This is a genomic window from Brachybacterium sp. ACRRE (assembly GCF_022346485.1).
GTDB lineage: Bacteria > Actinomycetota > Actinomycetes > Actinomycetales > Dermabacteraceae > Brachybacterium > Brachybacterium halotolerans.
This window is the reverse complement of the sequence record NZ_JAKRMO010000041.1, coordinates 1-15,323: the sequence shown is the minus strand read 5'-3', so window position 1 is coordinate 15,323 and position 15,323 is coordinate 1. Positions and strand designations below refer to the sequence as shown.

12 protein-coding genes are annotated in these 15,323 nt (G+C 71.2%); 2 read left to right on the top strand and 10 right to left on the bottom strand.

The window, feature by feature from the left end; translation table 11 throughout:
- Nucleotides 1–436: 436 nt before the first annotated feature.
- Genes MHY49_RS12405 through MHY49_RS12395 form a run of 3 tightly spaced genes read right to left on the bottom strand, consistent with a single transcriptional unit; the run spans nt 437 to nt 3,645 of the window.
- The gene (locus tag MHY49_RS12405; RefSeq protein ID WP_200503504.1) at nt 437–1,249 is read right to left on the bottom strand and encodes a carbohydrate ABC transporter permease; all 813 of its coding nucleotides are present in this window, start codon (nt 1,247–1,249) and stop codon (nt 437–439) included.
- A gap of 3 nt (nt 1,250–1,252) precedes the next feature.
- Entirely contained in the window at nt 1,253–2,314 is a 1,062-nt protein-coding gene (locus MHY49_RS12400) for a carbohydrate ABC transporter permease (RefSeq protein WP_239204519.1), read from the bottom strand.
- 2 nt (nt 2,315–2,316) lie between these two features.
- The gene (locus MHY49_RS12395) at nt 2,317–3,645 is read right to left on the bottom strand and encodes an extracellular solute-binding protein (protein WP_239204517.1); all 1,329 of its coding nucleotides are present in this window, start codon (nt 3,643–3,645) and stop codon (nt 2,317–2,319) included.
- Nucleotides 3,646–4,138: 493 nt separating this feature from the next.
- Between MHY49_RS12395 and MHY49_RS12390 the strand changes: the two genes are divergently transcribed.
- Nucleotides 4,139–5,290, top strand: coding sequence for a LacI family DNA-binding transcriptional regulator (locus MHY49_RS12390; RefSeq protein WP_239204515.1), 1,152 nt, complete (start codon nt 4,139–4,141; stop codon nt 5,288–5,290).
- Nucleotides 5,291–5,341: 51 nt separating this feature from the next.
- Here the strand turns inward: MHY49_RS12390 and MHY49_RS12385 are convergent, their stop codons facing one another.
- A complete protein-coding gene (locus MHY49_RS12385; protein WP_239204513.1) occupies nt 5,342–6,538 on the bottom strand; it encodes an ROK family transcriptional regulator in 1,197 nt (398 codons plus the stop codon).
- A gap of 230 nt (nt 6,539–6,768) precedes the next feature.
- Here MHY49_RS12385 and xylA point away from each other — a divergent pair, with 230 nt between their 5' ends.
- Nucleotides 6,769–7,962 carry a xylose isomerase gene (xylA, locus tag MHY49_RS12380; protein ID WP_239204511.1) on the top strand — a complete coding sequence of 398 codons (1,194 nt, stop codon included), beginning with the start codon at nt 6,769–6,771 and terminating at the stop codon, nt 7,960–7,962.
- A 198-nt stretch (nt 7,963–8,160) separates the two neighbouring features.
- On the opposite strand, the gene MHY49_RS12375 is transcribed toward xylA, so the two are convergent.
- The 6 genes from MHY49_RS12375 to MHY49_RS12350 all read right to left on the bottom strand — a co-directional run.
- The gene (locus MHY49_RS12375; RefSeq protein ID WP_239204509.1) at nt 8,161–9,027 is read right to left on the bottom strand and encodes an endonuclease/exonuclease/phosphatase family protein; all 867 of its coding nucleotides are present in this window, start codon (nt 9,025–9,027) and stop codon (nt 8,161–8,163) included.
- 59 nt (nt 9,028–9,086) lie between these two features.
- A complete protein-coding gene (locus MHY49_RS12370; protein ID WP_239204507.1) occupies nt 9,087–9,983 on the bottom strand; it encodes a hypothetical protein in 897 nt (298 codons plus the stop codon).
- Between the two features lie 277 nt (nt 9,984–10,260).
- Nucleotides 10,261–11,121 carry a carbohydrate ABC transporter permease gene (locus tag MHY49_RS12365; RefSeq protein ID WP_239204505.1) on the bottom strand — a complete coding sequence of 287 codons (861 nt, stop codon included), beginning with the start codon at nt 11,119–11,121 and terminating at the stop codon, nt 10,261–10,263.
- Between the two features lie 2 nt (nt 11,122–11,123).
- The gene (locus MHY49_RS12360; protein WP_239204503.1) at nt 11,124–12,065 is read right to left on the bottom strand and encodes a carbohydrate ABC transporter permease; all 942 of its coding nucleotides are present in this window, start codon (nt 12,063–12,065) and stop codon (nt 11,124–11,126) included.
- Nucleotides 12,066–12,070: 5 nt separating this feature from the next.
- Nucleotides 12,071–13,390 carry a sugar ABC transporter substrate-binding protein gene (locus MHY49_RS12355; protein WP_239204501.1) on the bottom strand — a complete coding sequence of 440 codons (1,320 nt, stop codon included), beginning with the start codon at nt 13,388–13,390 and terminating at the stop codon, nt 12,071–12,073.
- Nucleotides 13,387–15,323: glycoside hydrolase family 127 protein (locus MHY49_RS12350; protein WP_239204499.1), on the bottom strand; the 1,937-nt coding region annotated here is incomplete at its 5' end. The genes MHY49_RS12355 and MHY49_RS12350, both read right to left, overlap by 4 nt.

The window sequence follows — 15,323 nt, the reverse complement described above, 5'->3', positions numbered from 1 at the left end:
TCGGTGAGCGGACGATGGCGGCGGGACGGGTCGGGGACGGGCGGGAGGTCGACCGCTGGCGGGCCCCTCGAACCTATCCGGGCCGCCGCCGGTGGACAACCGGCATGGCCGCGCAGGTCAACGCGCAGAAGGACGGGGAGGGCCGCCGCTGCGGCCCTCCCCGTCCGACGGGGTCGGGTGGGGTCAGAGGATGCCGCCGAGGATGCCGCCGACGACGCCGAGGATCGACTCGAGAAGGCCGGTGACGAGGTCCATGGTGTGTCCTTTCGCGGGGACGGAGGGATTCCGTCGCGGACCCACAGCCTCGCGGGGAGCCCGCCCGTGGTTACCGCCCGGTCACCGGCCGTGATCCCTTCGTGACCGGACCGTCCGGCGCGCGAGCGATGGTTGACCGCGCCGCTCGGCTCCCGCGCGGCGCCTCCCGGCCGGGGACGGCTCACTTGCCGGCCCCCGCGGTCATGCCGCCCACGAGGTACCGACGGCCCAGGGCGTACAGGACGATGATCGGGATCGAGGAGAGGACCACGGCGGCCATCACCACGGGCACGTTGGTCGCGTACTCGCCCTGGAAGGACCACAGCGCGAGCGGCAGCGTGCGCTTGTCGGGGCTCTGGGTGAGGATCAGCGGGAACAGGAACCCGTTCCACGACATCAGCGCCTGGTACACGCCCACGGTGACCAGCGCGGGGCGGGTCATCGGGAAGGCGAGGCGCCACATCTTCTGCCACTCGCTGCAGCCGTCGATGTCCATCGCCTCGAACAGCTCCCCGGGCACGTCGCGCATCGAGTTGGAGATGATCAGGATGCTCAGCGGCAGGCCGAACGCGATCCCCGGGAGCATCAGCGCGCCCAGCGAGTCGTACATGTGCAGGCGGATGATCAGCAGGTAGATGGGCACGATGGTCGCCTGCACGGGGATCGCGAGGCCCAGCAGGAACACGCTGCGCAGGGGGCGGGAGAAGCGGCCGGTGGCGCGGACGATCGAGTACGAGGCCATGAAGGCCATGAGCACGAGCGGGATCACCGTGCCGAGCGCGACGAGCACGCTGTTGGCCAGGTACATCCCGAAGTCGGCCTCGAGCACGGCGGTGAAGTTCTCGAACGCGAGCGCGGCCGAGGGCAGCACGGGGTTCGAGCCGAAGTACGTCGAGATCGACTTCAGGCTCGTGATCCCCACGAAGTAGATGGGCAGCAGCACGAGCAGCAGCCAGAGCCAGCCGAAGGCCCCTCCGATCCAGTTCCTGCGCATGGCTCAGGCTCCTTCCGTCTGGCTGGCCGAGGCGTCCTTGCCGCCCAGGCGCTGCACGCCGAGCGCGAGGCCCAGGCCCAGGACCACGAGGATCACGGCCAGCGCGCTCGCGACCCCCATCTCGTTGCCGCGGAATCCGGTGAGGTACATGTCCAGCGGGAGGATCCGCGTGGACGATCCGGGCCCGCCCTGGGTGAGCACGAAGATGATGTCGAAGTAGGTCAGGGCGCCGACCACCATCAGGGTCGAGCTCGTGATCAGCGTGTACTTGAGCTGCGGCAGGGTGATCGAGAAGAACTGGCGCACGCGGCCGGCGCCGTCGATCTGCGCCGCCTCGTACATCGTCTGCGGGATCTGCCGCACCGCGCCCTGGTAGATGAGCGTGTGGAAGGGGATGAACTGCCAGGCGATGATCACCAGCAGCACGATCCACACGAGGGTCGCGTCGCCCAGCCAGTTCTGCTTGAGGAAGGGCATGTTCAGCCCGCTCGCGAGCCCGAAGTTCGGGTCCAGCAGCGACTTGAAGGTGATCGCGATGGCCGCCGAGGACAGCAGCAGCGGCAGGAAGTAGAGCACCGCGAGCACGTTGCGGTAGCGCTGGCGGCCGGCGAGGAACGTGCCTAGCAGGATGCTCAGCGGCGTCTGCAGCACCCAGGTCGCCACGATCATGAGCACCACCAGCGCGAGCCCGTGCCAGGTCGTGGAGCGGGTGAGCACCTCGCCCCAGCTGGTGAGCCCGGTGAACGTGATGGCGCCGATGCCGTTCCACGAGGTGAAGGACAGCACGAGCACGCCCACCAGCGGCAGCAGCGCGAAGATCGCGAAGAATCCCAGTGCGGGCAGGGCGAACAGCACGTGGGAGAGCTGCACGCGCTCGCGCCCGGGTGCGCCGCGGGTCGAGCGCTCGGTGCCCCGCGCGGGGCGGGTCCTCGCCGCGTCCCGGACGCGCTCGCCGGCGTCGGCGCGCTCACCGCTGTCGACGCTCTCGGCACGCTCGAGGCGCTCGCCGCTCTCCACGCGGTCGAGACGCTCGCCGCGATCGAGGCGGGCCGACGGGCTGGTCATGCTCAGGCCCCCTTGCCGCTGTTCATGTTCTCGGCGAACTGCTCGGGCTCGAGCTTGCCCAGGAACAGCTGCTCGGTGTTCACCAGCAGCGTCTCGGCGTCGGTGGGCTGCAGCGCCTGGTCCCAGGACTGGGTGAAGGCAGGGGCGTCCTGGAGGGACTGGTAGACCCACTGGAGGTAGTCGGCGTCGTCGCTCGCCTTCAGCGCGTCCTCCTGACCGGTGACGACGGGGGCGGAGCCGGAGTCGACGAAGGCCGCCGCCACGTCGTCGGTCATCATGCCCTCGAGGAAGAAGTCCTGGGCGACGGTCTTCTCGGCGTCGGAGGCGGCGGAGGAGAGCGACACGTAGTTGCAGGGGTTGCCCACGAGGTCGCCGAGCTCGCCCTTGCCGCCCTCGATGGTGGGGAAGGGGCCGTAGCCCAGGTGCCCGCCGGAGACGAAGTCGCCGCCGCTGGCCTTCATGCCGCCGAAGGTCCAGCCGCCGTGCAGCATGAGGGCCGCCTTGTCGGACCACAGCAGGGCCTGGTCCGTGTTGGAGTCGGCGGCCATGGACTCGAAGCCGTCGGCGAAGGCCTTGACCTCGAGCAGCTCCTTGACCTTGTCGCCCATCGCGACGACGGCGTCGTCGAGCCAGGCGTCCTTCTCCCCGGCGGCGATCCTCCCGAACACCTTCGGCCCGCCGATGCGGTCCAGCAGGTACTCGAGCCACATCATCGAGGTCCACCGCGACTGCCCGGCGAGGGAGATCGGGGCGACGCCGCCGGAGTGCGCCTTCTCGATGACGTCCAGGAGGTCGTCCCAGGTGGTGGGGGCCTTCGCGCCGATCTTCTCGAGGACCGTCTTGTTGTGGAACATGATGATCGGCTGGGTCGCGCCGATCGGGAGCGCATAGATCTTGTCGTCGACGGTCGCGGCGCCCCACACGGAGTCGATGAAGCGGTCCTTGAAGTCGGCGTTCTCCTCGAGCCACGAGGTGAGGTCGTCGACCTGCTTCTCCTCGGCGTAGGTGCGCAGGCCGCCTCCGCCCCAGCCGTAGATGATCGTGGGCGCCTCGCCCGCGCCGATGGCGGTGCGGATCTTCTGCTTGTAGGCGTCGTTCTGGAAGAACGTGAGGTCGATGGTGCCCTTGTCGAGCGTGTTGAAGGCGTCGACGGAGTCCTTGTAGATGCCTTCGTTCGGCTGTCCCGAAAGCTGCCAGAAAGTTGCGGAGTCACCGCCGCCCGAGGAGCCGGATCCGCCGGGCCCCGAGGTGCCGCAGGCGGCGAGGGCGAGGGCGGAGGCGCCTGCGGCGGCGCCGAGCGCGGTGCGGCGCGAGATGAGGGGTGTGTGCATGACCTGCTCCTGCTGTCGACGGTGACGAGAAGTGCGGTGGGAAGCGGGTGCGCCGCGGGCCGACGGCCATCGCCGCGCGATAAGTGAGGCTAATTTACAAAGGCCTGGCGCATCGGTCAAGGGCAGTGGCGAGTCGTCACGGCCGCGGGGCGTGGTAGATGAAACTGCAGGTGGAGGTGGTGCGGGCGCGCATGCTCCCGTGCGGCGAGGGGCGGGCGGCGAGAGCTGTCCGGGGCAGCTCTCCCGAGCCTGCCTGCTCTCGACCCGGTGCTCGAGCGCCCCGGTGCGATGCGTCGCGCGGCGGACTCGCGCGGTCATGCGGGAAGAGAAGAGCCGTCCTCGCGCGCTCGTCGCGAGGTCGGTGCCGATGTGATCGCACGGTGCGCGGACACAGGATCGGAGCGGGTACGATGGGCTCATCGCCGCCGGAGCGAAAGTATGCGAAAGCACCTCCCCGTGGTGAACTGTCGGCAGGGGTGAGGAGACGTCGGGGATGCGCGGTGTGCACGGAGCGGAGCCCGAGGAGGGCGCGCGGCGAGCTGACGAGGCCCGGGAGGGCGAGGTCCGGAAGGACGCAGCGGATCGCGGCAGGGCGGACACGCCGCGGAAGGTGACGCTCGCAGAGGTCGCGCGCCGCGCGGAGGTCTCGCTCGCCACGGCCTCGAAGGCCTTGAACGCGCGCGCCGACGTGGGCAAGAAGACCCGCGAACGCGTGGCACGCATCGCCGAGGAGCTGGGGTATGCGCCGCGGACCCGTGCGCTCACCCCCAGCCCGGTCGCGCTCATCCGGTTCCCGCGGCTGGACAGCCCCTACGTCATCGACATCCTCGCCGGGGCGGAGCGCGCGGCGCAGCGCGCGGGGGCGCAGCTCCTCGTCGAGACCGGCGGCGGCGAGATCGGCGAGCACGAGCCGCTGACGCGGGAGCGGATGGAGGATGCCGCCCGTCGCGGCGCCGCGGGGATCATCGCCGTCACCACGCCCGTCGGCCCCGAGCATGCGGGCTGGAGCCGCGAGCTCGACCTGCCCCTGATCGTCATCGACCCCATCTCGGTGCCGGACGCGGCCGTCGGCGCGCCCGTACCGGACCTGGTGACGATCGCGGCGACGAACTGGGAGGGCGCGGTCTCTGCCGTCCGTCACCTCGCGGCCCTCGGGCACCGCCGGATCGCCACGCTGGCCGGTCCCGAGGAGTCGATCCCCGGCAGGCAGCGTCTTCAGGGATACCGCAGCGGCCTCGAGCAGCAGGGCATCGAGTTCGATCCCGCGCTCGTGCTGCACGGCCGCTTCGATGACGAGGACGGGGAGATCTGCGCCGCGCAGCTGCTGGATCTGGAGGACCCGCCCACGGCGATCTTCGCCGCCTCCGACGTCCTCGGCGTGGGCGTGCTGCGCGAGGCGCGCCGGCGAGGACTCGACGTGCCCGGCGACCTCAGCGTGGTCGGATTCGACGACACCATCGTGTGCCGCTGGACCTGGCCGCGGCTCACCACGATCCGCCAGCCCCTGTTCGCCATGGGACAGGTCGCCGTCGAGCGCCTGCTCGCGCTCGCCGGGGATCCCGAGCTGTTCGCCCATCCCTTCCAGCTCGAGACGCGCCTCGTGGAGCGGGAGTCGACGGGGCCGGCGCCGACGCGCGCCGGCTGACCAGCAGGGGTGTCGGATCAGCAGGGATGTCGGATCAGCCGGGGCGTCGGATCAGGCCTCGCGGGCGATCCACTGGCCGGGAGCGGCGAAGACGGGTTCGAGCGCCCACCGTGCGGCACCGCGCAGAGCGAGATCGGCCGGGGCGTCCGAGCGCTCGATCGTGATGGGACCGGCCTCGGTCGCGAGCGCGTGCTCGGCGACGGTCTCGCTGATCACGGGCCCGATCTCCTCGCCGATCGGCGCGAGATGGCCGGAGAGGACGACGGTCGAGAGGTCCAGGACGTTCAGCGCGTTGGCGACGGCGGTGCCGATGGCGCGGCCGATCGTGCCGATCACCTCGCTCCGGCCGTCGGCCCGGCCGGTCCCGCTCCCGTGGGCGAGCGCGTCGACCAGCTCCTCCAGCGAGGACTCCGGACCGAGCCCGGCCCGCTCGCGCAGAGCATGCGCGGACACGTACGCCTCGAGGCAGCCGCGTCGCCCGCAGCGGCAGAGCGCCCCGCCCGGCTCGACGACCATGTGCCCGAACTCGCCGGCCCACCCGTGCTCGCCCTCCAGCACGCGCCCGCCCAGCACGACCGCCCCGCCCACGCCGGTGTGTCCGCGCAGGTAGACGAAGGACTGGCCGGGCCGCTGATCGAGCTCGGTGAGCACGGAGAGCCGGTTGTCGTTCTGCGCGAGCACGGTGAGGCCGGCGAGCTCGGGCCGCTCCCGCAGCCGGGCCACGAACGGGACGTCACTCCAGCCGATCCCGGGCGCGGAGAGCACGGACCCGTCGGCCGGATCGATCCGACCGGGCAGGGCCGCGCACACCCCGACCACGGGCAGCGGGGCCGGGGCATCGGCGCTCGCCGTCCCGCGCACCTCGGAGACGAGCCTCCCGCAGGCTTCGATGACCCGGGAGGGAGGGGCGGCCACGGCATCCAGCGTCTCGTCGGCCGCGGCGAGCGCCTCTCCGGTGAGGTCGGTGGCCAGGCAGGAGACGCCGACGGCGGTGACCTCGAGGCCGATCGCGAGCAGGGTGCCGCTCGCGGGGCGCAGCGGGACCATCGGTCGGCCGGTGCCGTGGATCAGCGGCGCGTCCTCGGCCACGAGCCCCGCGCCGATGAGCTCCTCGACGAGCTTGGAGACCGTGGGCTTGGTGAGCCCCGTGCGGGCGGCGAGACCGGCGCGCGAGAGCGGCTCGGGCGCTGAGGAGAGGGTGCGCAGGCAGAGGGAGAGGTTGTGCTCCCGCAGATGGGTGGACTGCACGGGGATGCTCCTCTCGTCGCGCGCCGCGCTGTGCTGTGCCGCGCTGCTCAGCGTCGCTCGTCTCCGCGGTGCTCTGCGTCGATCGTCGCTGGGTGACTGCCGTGGATCGTCGTCGGCCCGCTGAGCGTATCCGCTGGGCGGGCGGGTCCGGGCCGCGTCCGCCCACTTGTGCCCGCGGGCAACGGCCCGTAGGTTAGTTGCTGCATCTTACTAAACAGAGGAGATCAACGATGACCGCTCCCACCCCCACCCGCGAGGATCGCTTCTCCTTCGGCCTGTGGACCACCGGATGGACCGCGAAGGACCAGTTCGGCGACCCGACGCGTCCGCCGCTCGAGCTCACCGCGCACATCCGCCGCCTCGCCGAGATCGGCGCCTGGGGCTTCACCTTCCACGACAACGACGTGGTCCCCTTTGGCGCGAGCCCCGAGGAGCGCTCGCGGATCATCGCGCAGCTGAAGAAGGTCACGGAGGAGACGGGCCTGGTGATCGAGATGATCACGACCGACACCTTCGCCCACCCGGTCTTCAAGGACGGCGCCTTCACCAGCAACGACCGCTCGGTGCGCCGGTATGGCCTGCGCAAGGTCCTCACCAACGTGGACCTCGCCGCGGAGCTGGGCGCGAAGACCTTCGTCATGTGGGGCGGCCGCGAGGGCGCCGAGTACGACGGCTCGAAGGACCTGCTCGCCGCGCATCAGCGCTACGCCGAGGGCATCGACACCGTCGCCGGGTACATCAAGGACAAGGGATACGACCTGCGCGTCGCCCTCGAGCCCAAGCCCAACGAGCCCCGCGGCAACATCTTCCTGCCCACCGTCGGCCACGCCCTCGCCTTCATCGAGCAGCTCGAGCACCGCGACATCATCGGCATCAACCCCGAGACCGGCCACGAGCAGATGGCGACGCTGAACTACACCCACGGCCTCGCCCAGGCGCTGTGGGCCGGCAAGCTCTTCCACATCGACCTCAACGGCCAGCACGGCCCGATGTACGACCAGGACCTCGTGTTCGGCCACGGCGACCTGATCAGCGCGTTCTTCACCGTGGACCTGCTGGAGAACGGCTTCCCCTCCAAGCCCGGCGCCTTCGACGGCGCCCGCCACTTCGACTACAAGCCCTCGCGCACCGAGCACGAGAAGGGCCAGTACGACGCGGCGGCCGCGAACATGGAGATGTACCTGATGCTCAAGGAGCGCGCGCTGGCGTTCCGCGCCGATCCGGAGGTCCAGGAGGCCCTGGCCTACTCGGGCATCGAGGACCTCGGCAGGCCCACCCTGGGCGCGAACGAGTCCCTCGCCGACCTCCTCGCCGACCGCAGCGCCTTCGAGGACTTCGACGTCGACGCCGCAGGGGCCAGGAACTTCGGCTTCGTGCGCCTGCAGCAGCTGGCCATGCGCCACCTGCTGGGCTTCGCGGGCTGAGCGGGGCGGTTCGCGGTCGATGAGGTGCTGCCGGACTCGCGCGGCCGGACGAACTCGGCCGACCGGGGCGGCCGATGTCGCTGGGTGAGGTCTCGACGCGTATACGAGGTCGAGACCTCACCCAGCGACATCGAAGGGCGGGGATCCGAGGCGGCGCGGTCGCCCCGGCGCCCCGTCGCCCCGGCGCCCTGGCACCTGCTACGGCAGCACCACGTGCGCCTGCACCGGCAGGTGGTCGCTGGGGAACACCCCGCCGGGCCGACGGGCGTCGATCGTCGCGTCGAGCACGCGCACGCCCTCGCTGAGCAGGATCCAGTCGATGCGGAAGTCGGACTCCTCGACCTCGCCGAAGAACGGGAAGGTCGACAGCTGCGGGCTCAGGCGCTGCTCGGCCGCGACCCACGAGTCCTGCAGCCCGCCGCGCTCGACGAGGATCTCGTAGGCGGGGGAGTCGCCGGCGACGGAGTTGAAGTCACCCGTGGTGATCGTCGGCAGACCCCACAGCGCGAACTGGCGCAGACGGTCGGCGATCAGCTGAGCGCCCTTGGCCTTCGCCTGCGTGATGACGTGGTCCAGGTGCGTGTTGAGATGCACGAGCTCGCGCCCGCTCTCGCGATCGCGCAGGCGCACCCAGGTGGCACCGCGCGGACCCGTGTTCCCCCAGGTCGTCGAGCCGATCACGCGCGGCGTGTCCGAGAGCCAGAACTGGTCCCAGGCGACCAGCTCGAAGCGCTCGGCGTTGAACAGGATCGGGTTGATGAGGCCCTGGCTGCCGCCCTTGACGCCCATCGTGCCGACGGCCCGGTACGCCCGGCCGAGCCCTTCCTCGATCGGCCCGAAGGTGTGCGTCTGCATCTCCTGCAGCCCCAGCAGGTCCGGCATCACCGCGGCCATGAGGCCGCGGATCGCGGGGGCGCGGTGCGCCCAGTGGGCGGGCTCGTCGGGCGTCGTGGAGTCCGTCTGGAAGAGCGCGTTGAAGCTCATGACGTGCACGGGGCGGGAGGCGTCGTGCCGCTCGGCGGGGGCTTCGTGTCGCTGGTCGGGGGTGTCCTGCTCGGGAGTCATCTGCGGGGTCCTTCCTGGTGGCGTCGAAGGCCGGGGTTCCGCGTCGGCCGGGCGGCGGCTCAGTCCCCCTGGGGGAGTCGCGCGAGGATCGCCTCGGCGAACACCTCGACGATCTCGGGCGCGAGGTGCAGGTTGAAGGTCGGCTCGAACAGCTCGGCCTCGAGCAGCACGAGTCCGTGGTGCGCGGAGTCCACGGTATCGATCCGCGCGTACAGCGGCATCTGCTGGCCTGTCGCCCGGACCACAGCGGAGAGCACCCGCTCGGCGAAGGCGCGCTCCTCCTCGGTGGTCTCGACGACCACGGGGTTCTCCTCGTAGACGCCGCCGATGAGGCCACCGCCGCGGGCGAGCAGGGCGCCCTTGGCGATCGCGTGGGTGAAGCGGCCGTCGATGAGGTAGAGCGCCTTCTCCGCGCCGGCCGAGAGCTCGGGCACCTCGGGCTGCAGCATCACGGTGCCGTCCTCGGCGAGGATCTCCAGGCCCAGCGCCTGCGCGGAGGGGTCCCCGGCGCTGAACAGACCGGTCAGGCGGGACCCGGCGCCGACGGCCGGCTTGAGGACGACATGCTCGGTGCCGCGCGCCGCGAGCGCCGTGGCGAGCGCGCTCCCGTCCTCGAGATAGTCGGTGGGTACGACGGCGACGCCCTCCCGCTCGAGGTCGGCGAGGTAGCGCTTGTCCATGTTCCAGCGCACCAGGGCGGGGTCGTTCAGCACGCGCGAGGCCGTGCCCGCGCGCTCCAGCCAGGCGTCGAACGCACGGGGCTGGGTGGCGTAGTCCCACGGGCTGCGCAGCACGAGCAGGTCCCATGCTCCCCAGTCCAGGTCCTCGTGCCAGTCGAGGCGTGCGGAGCGATGCCCGCGCGCCTCGAGCGCCGCCACCAGGGGCGCGGAATCGTTGTCGTAGTCGAGGTCGCTGTAGAAGCTCGGGCTGGTGCCGATGATGCCGATGGATGCCACGTGACCAGCGTAGGGGCGGCGCCGGGACCGTGCGCGCCCGTCCGCGGCGGCGCGGGGCGGGGCGGGACGGCCCACCCCGCCACACCACGCCCCATCGGACCGCGAAAGCGCGGTCCACCGCCCCGCCGGACCGCGAAAGCGCGGTCCACCGCCCCGCCGGACCGTGAGAAGTGCGAAACGGTTGCCAAGACCGCTCTTGGCAACCGTTTCGTGCTTCTCACCGCGCACGGGCGAGGGCGGGAGACGGTGCGCGCGGGCGACCGGCACCCACCCCAGCTCAGCCCTTCACGGCTCCGGCGGCCAGCCCCTGCACGTAGAACCTCTGCAGCGCGACGTAGAGGATGATGCACGGGACCATCGCGACGACGGCGCCGGCGACGAGGAGCCCGTAGTCGAGCTCTCCGAAGGTGCCGGACTGCAGGTTCAGCAGCGCGATCGGCAGCGTGTAGAGGTTCTCCCGGGTGATGAAGGTGAGGGCTCCCAGGAACTCCGTCCACGAGGCGAGGAACGCGTAGAGCCCGGCGCTCGCCATCCCCGGCAGCAGCAGCGGACGCAGCACGCCCGTGAGCATCCGCAGCGTGCCCGCACCGTCGACGATCGCGGAGTCCTCGAGGGAGGAGGGCACCGCATCGCAGGACGCCTTCATGACGAACACCCCGAAGGGAAGGTTCACCGTCGTGTAGAAGAGCACGAGTCCCAGCAGGGAGTCGGTGAGGTGCAGGGCGTTCATCTCGAGGTAGAGCGGGGTGAGGATCGCCTGGAACGGCACCATCATCGACAGCAGGATCACCGAGAACGCCACCCGGGCGCCGGGGAAGCGGAAGCGCGAGAGCCCGTACCCGGCGAGCGTGGCGATCACGGCCGTGAGCACCGCTGTGCCCAGCGAGACGATCACCGAGTTGATCAGGGCCGACCACAGCGAACCGTTCGGGGACAGGATCTGCGCGAAGTTCTTCCAGGTGAGGTCGAACGTCTGCGAGAGGGATGCGGCCGTGACGATGGTGTCGTTGGGCTGGAAGGCCCGCAGCACCGCCCACACCAGCGGCAGGGTGAACACCAGGGCGAGGGTGACGCCGAAGGCGGCGTACAGCGTCACCTTCCCGCGGGGCTCGCGTTCGGTCGCGTGGGTTGCGCTCATCGTCAGTCCTTCTCTCGCAGCAGCAGGAACTGGGCGCCCGTGACCGCGGCGACCACGATCACCAGCAGCAGGGACATGGCGGTGGCCGAGCCCAGCTGGAGCTCGACGAAGGCGCGGTTGTAGATGTATCCGACCATCGTCATGGTGTCCGTGCCCGGGCCGCCGCGGGTGAGGATGTAGAACTGGTTGAAGGCGAGCAGGGAGCCGATCACCGAGATGATCAGGGCGATCGCGATGGAGGGCCTGATGATCGGGATGGTGATCCGCCACTCCCGCTGCCACCAGGTGGCGCCGTCGATCTCGGCGGCCTCGTAGACCTCCGAGGGGACGCCCTGCATGGCGGACATCAGCAGGATCATGGTCAGCCCCGGCACGGTCCAGATCACCAGGAGGCACAGGAGGATCGTCGCGAGCGGCCCGTCGACCAGCCAGGCGGTGGTGCCGTCGGTGATCCCGAGAGCCTTCAGCACCCGGTTGATCACGCCGGAATCCGGCTGCGCCTCGAGCACGAGCATGTAGCTCAGGGTCGTGAGGCCGACGACGTAGGGCACGAAGAAGATCGTGCGCAGCAGGGTCGATCCGCGACGCCGCCGCCGCACGAGCACCGCGAGCCCGTACCCGAGCACGAGGATCGGCACGGTCACGATGAGCGTGTAGATCAGCGTGTACCGCACGGCCTTGAACATGCCGGGGTCCTGAAGGGCGAGGCGGTAGTTGTCCAGGCCCACGAACCGGTACTCGCCGATCAGCGGCCAGTTCGTCAGCGAGATGTACACCGCGAAGACGAGCGGGACCAGGGCGAACAGCGCCACCAGCAGCACCGCCGGGGCCACCAGGAGAATGCCGGTGCGGGCCGGGTGGGTGAGTGAGCCTCGTCGTCGGCGCCGCGAACGCGCCGGTCCCGCCGTCGCGGGGAGAGCTTCTGAGCCGGATCGTGTCGTCATGGCGTTCACGGCCTCGTCTGCTCGAGGATGCGGTCGTACTCGGACTGCGCGGACTGCATCGCGCCCTCCACGTCGCCGGCGAACACGGCCTCGCGGAACATCGCGAGCCAGGGACCGGCCGGCTGGTTGTACAGAAGGTTGTAGCCGAGGGTGAAGGGCACGTACCCGTCGGCGATGCCGTCGATGGGCGGGACCGCGAGCGGGAAGTCCTCGCGGAACCTGTCGGTCGCCGCGTCGGAGCGGATGGGCAGGTACCCGGCCTCCGGCAGGCGCTCCTGCTGCTCGACCGCCAGGAGGAAGCGGCAGAACTCCCAGGCTCCGGATGCGTTCGCGCAGCCGTTCGGGATGCACAGGTCGTCGCCGCCGGAGAACGTGGAGCGCCCGCCCTCGGGGCCGGGAATCAGCACGTTCGCGAAGCGACCGCGCATCTCCTCGGACGCCTCGGGCACGGCCATGCCGTAGCTGCCGGGGATCATCGCGACCCCGCCGGTGCGGAAGTCCGCGCCCCACTGGGTGCCGTCGTCGGAGTAGGTCCGACGAGTCACCAGCTCGTCCTTCCACAGGTCCCGGTGGAATTCCAGCACGGACTGCAGAGCGTCGTTGCCCTCGACGTTCCCGCGCTGGTCGGCGGGATCCTCGGTCACGAGGTCCGTCCCGGCCGCCCAGATCATCGGCTGCACGGTGAATCCGAGCGTCCCGGAAGCGTTGCCGGGGAAGCTCCACGGCGTGACGTCGGGAGTCTTCTCCTGGAGGGTGCGGCAGGCGTCCAGCACGGACGGGAGGTCGGCAGTCGCCTTCTCGGGGTTGACGCCCGCGTCCTCGAGGATCTGCGTGTTGTACCAGAGGGTCGAGTAGTCGCCCAGGAACGGGATGCCGTAGTACCGCTTGCGGTAGGTGACCTCGCCGAGGTGGCCGGGGGAGAGGACGTCGGTGATGCCGAGCGCCTCGACCTGCTCGGTGAGGTCGGCGAAGGCGTCGCGGACGATGAACATCGGGCAGTTGATGAGGTCGAAGTCCACGAGGTCCGGGACGGTGCCGCCGCGGATCGAGGTCGCGAGCTTGGTGACGTACTGGGCGTCGGGGATCGGGGTGACGTCGACGGTCAACCGGTCCTGTGCCTCGGAGAAGGCCTTCGCCGCCGCGGTGATCGCGTCCTGCGTGCCCGCCCTGCACCACACGCGCACCGTGCCCTTCGCGCCCTCGCCGAAGCCGCGCACGCTCGTGTCGGTCTGAGGCAGCGTGCCCGAGCAGCCCGCGAGCGCGGCCGCTCCTGCGGCGGCGCCGGTCAGAGCGCCTGCCCGCAGGAGCGAGCGTCGCGTGATCACGATCGCTCCCTCAGCGGCATCCACACGCGCATCGGCCCGATCTCCCGGTTCGCCCACGCGTAGTAGGGGATCGCTCGCCAGGTGTGCGGGGTCGGATCGGAGGTCGCCCCCGACCAGGCGCGATACGGCCACGCGTCCGTCACCGCGGGCACGTCGTCCTCGCCGCTCACGGTGGGCGGCGGGGGAGAGGCCCAGCCCGTCACGTCGAGCGCGACCACCCCGTCGAGGGCGTCGATCCGCTGCTCGCGCACGGGCGCGGAGGGGTCGACGAGCGCGTCGTCGACGGTGCGCTCGCCCTCCTGGTCCGCCTGCTCGAGCGCGTAGACGAGCGGGCCGCGCTCCAGGGCGACCGCGCCGCGCGAGGCATCCGCCCGGTGCGGCGCGGCGACGAAGCGGGCGCTCATCGGCAGGTCCAGCACCAGCTCCTCACCGGTGGCGAAGACGCGCCGCACGGTATGGGCACCGGGGGAGAGCGGCGTCACGGCGTCCCGGTCATCGGCCCCCGACGGGTCCTCGAGCCGCGCCCCGTCGGCCCATGCCGGCACGCGCAGCGTCAGCTCCGTCTCGGCGCTGGGCGCCGCGAGGACACGGATCCGCACCGTGCCGTCGTGCGGGTAGTCGGTCGCGACCTCGATCGCGAAGTCCTCGCCGTCCACCTGTGTGCCGTACCGGCCGCTCGCATACAGGTGCAGCTGCAGCCCGGACTCGTCGGACGTCGCGACGTACTGGTCGAGGCTCGCCAGGGTGCGCATGACGTTCGGCGGGCAGCAGGCGCAGTCGAACCAGCCGCGCCGACCGTGCGCGATCGAGCGGCCCTCGTCGGCGATCGCGCCCTCGCGCAGCTGCAGCGAGTTCACGTAGAAGAACTCGGTTCCCGCGAGGGAGACGCCGGGCAGGACGGCGTTGTGCAGCAGGCGGTCGATCGCATCGGCGAAGGACTCGTCGCCCGTGGCGAGCAGCAGCCGCCAGGCCCATTGGACCGCGGCGATGCCCGCGCAGGTCTCCGCGTACCCGCGGTCGGTGCCCAGCTCGAAGGGGTCGCCGAAGGCCTCCCAGTCCCAGCGCGATCCCATCCCGCCGGTCACGTAGGTCTTGGTGGCGAGCGTCGTCGCGAACAGGCGCTGCTCGTGGGTGAGGAGCTCGGCGTCGTCGTCCTCGATCGCGAGGTCCGTCGCCCCGGCGGCGAGATAGAGCGCGCGCACCGCGTGCCCCTCGACCGTCGTCGCCTCCCGCACCGGCACACGGTCCGAGAAGTAGCCCGGGCCCGGATCCTTCGAGGTCGTGGCGTGCCCGCGGCGCTCGAGGAAGGTGCGCGCGAGGTCCAGGGCGTCGGCTCGGCCGGTCTCGCGATGCAGCTCGACCAGGGCCATCTCGATCTCGGGATGACCCGGGACGCCGACGTTCCCGCCGGGGCCGAACACCCGGGTGAGGTGGTCCAGGATCCGCAGCGCCACCTGCAGGAGCGCGTCGTCGCCGGCGCTGCGGGACTGGGCGACGGCGGCCTGCATGAGGTGGCCGTAGCAGTACAGCTCGTGGTTCCAGGCCAGGTTGGTGTACCGCTCCTCGCGGGAGTGGCGCAGCTGGTGGACGCTGTTGAGGTACCCGTCCTCCTGCTGCGCCGCGGCGACGGTCGCGGTGACCTGCCCCATGAGGCGCCGCAGCTCGGCGTCGTCCTCGCGCCCCAGCTCGAAGGCCACGGCCTCGAGCCACTTAAAGACGTCCGAGTCCTGGAAGATCATGCCGCGGGCCTCGCCCTCGGCGGTCCCGGCGGCGATCCGGAAGTTCTGCAGCGTGCCGGAGGCCTCGAGCTGCTCGTGCCCCGCGCGCAGGGCGTCGCGCCGGTTGCGCTCCTGACGCAGGCCCCAGAACCCGCCGTCGATGCGGGCGGCGCCCGGGGCGAGGGGGTGCAGACGGACGCGGGCCGACGGGGTGG

What these genes read in the sequence shown, in the direction of transcription:
- MHY49_RS12405 (WP_200503504.1), bottom strand. Translation starts at nt 1,249, where the DNA reads ATGCGCAGGAACTGGATCGGAGGGGCCTTCGGCTGGCTCTGGCTGCTG.
- MHY49_RS12400 (WP_239204519.1), bottom strand. Translation starts at nt 2,314, where the DNA reads ATGACCAGCCCGTCGGCCCGCCTCGATCGCGGCGAGCGTCTCGACCGC.
- MHY49_RS12395 (WP_239204517.1), bottom strand. Translation starts at nt 3,645, where the DNA reads ATGCACACACCCCTCATCTCGCGCCGCACCGCGCTCGGCGCCGCCGCA.
- MHY49_RS12390 (WP_239204515.1), top strand. Translation starts at nt 4,139, where the DNA reads ATGCGCGGTGTGCACGGAGCGGAGCCCGAGGAGGGCGCGCGGCGAGCT.
- xylA (WP_239204511.1), top strand. Translation starts at nt 6,769, where the DNA reads ATGACCGCTCCCACCCCCACCCGCGAGGATCGCTTCTCCTTCGGCCTG.
- MHY49_RS12375 (WP_239204509.1), bottom strand. Translation starts at nt 9,027, where the DNA reads ATGACTCCCGAGCAGGACACCCCCGACCAGCGACACGAAGCCCCCGCC.
- MHY49_RS12365 (WP_239204505.1), bottom strand. Translation starts at nt 11,121, where the DNA reads ATGAGCGCAACCCACGCGACCGAACGCGAGCCCCGCGGGAAGGTGACG.
- MHY49_RS12360 (WP_239204503.1), bottom strand. Translation starts at nt 12,065, where the DNA reads ATGACGACACGATCCGGCTCAGAAGCTCTCCCCGCGACGGCGGGACCG.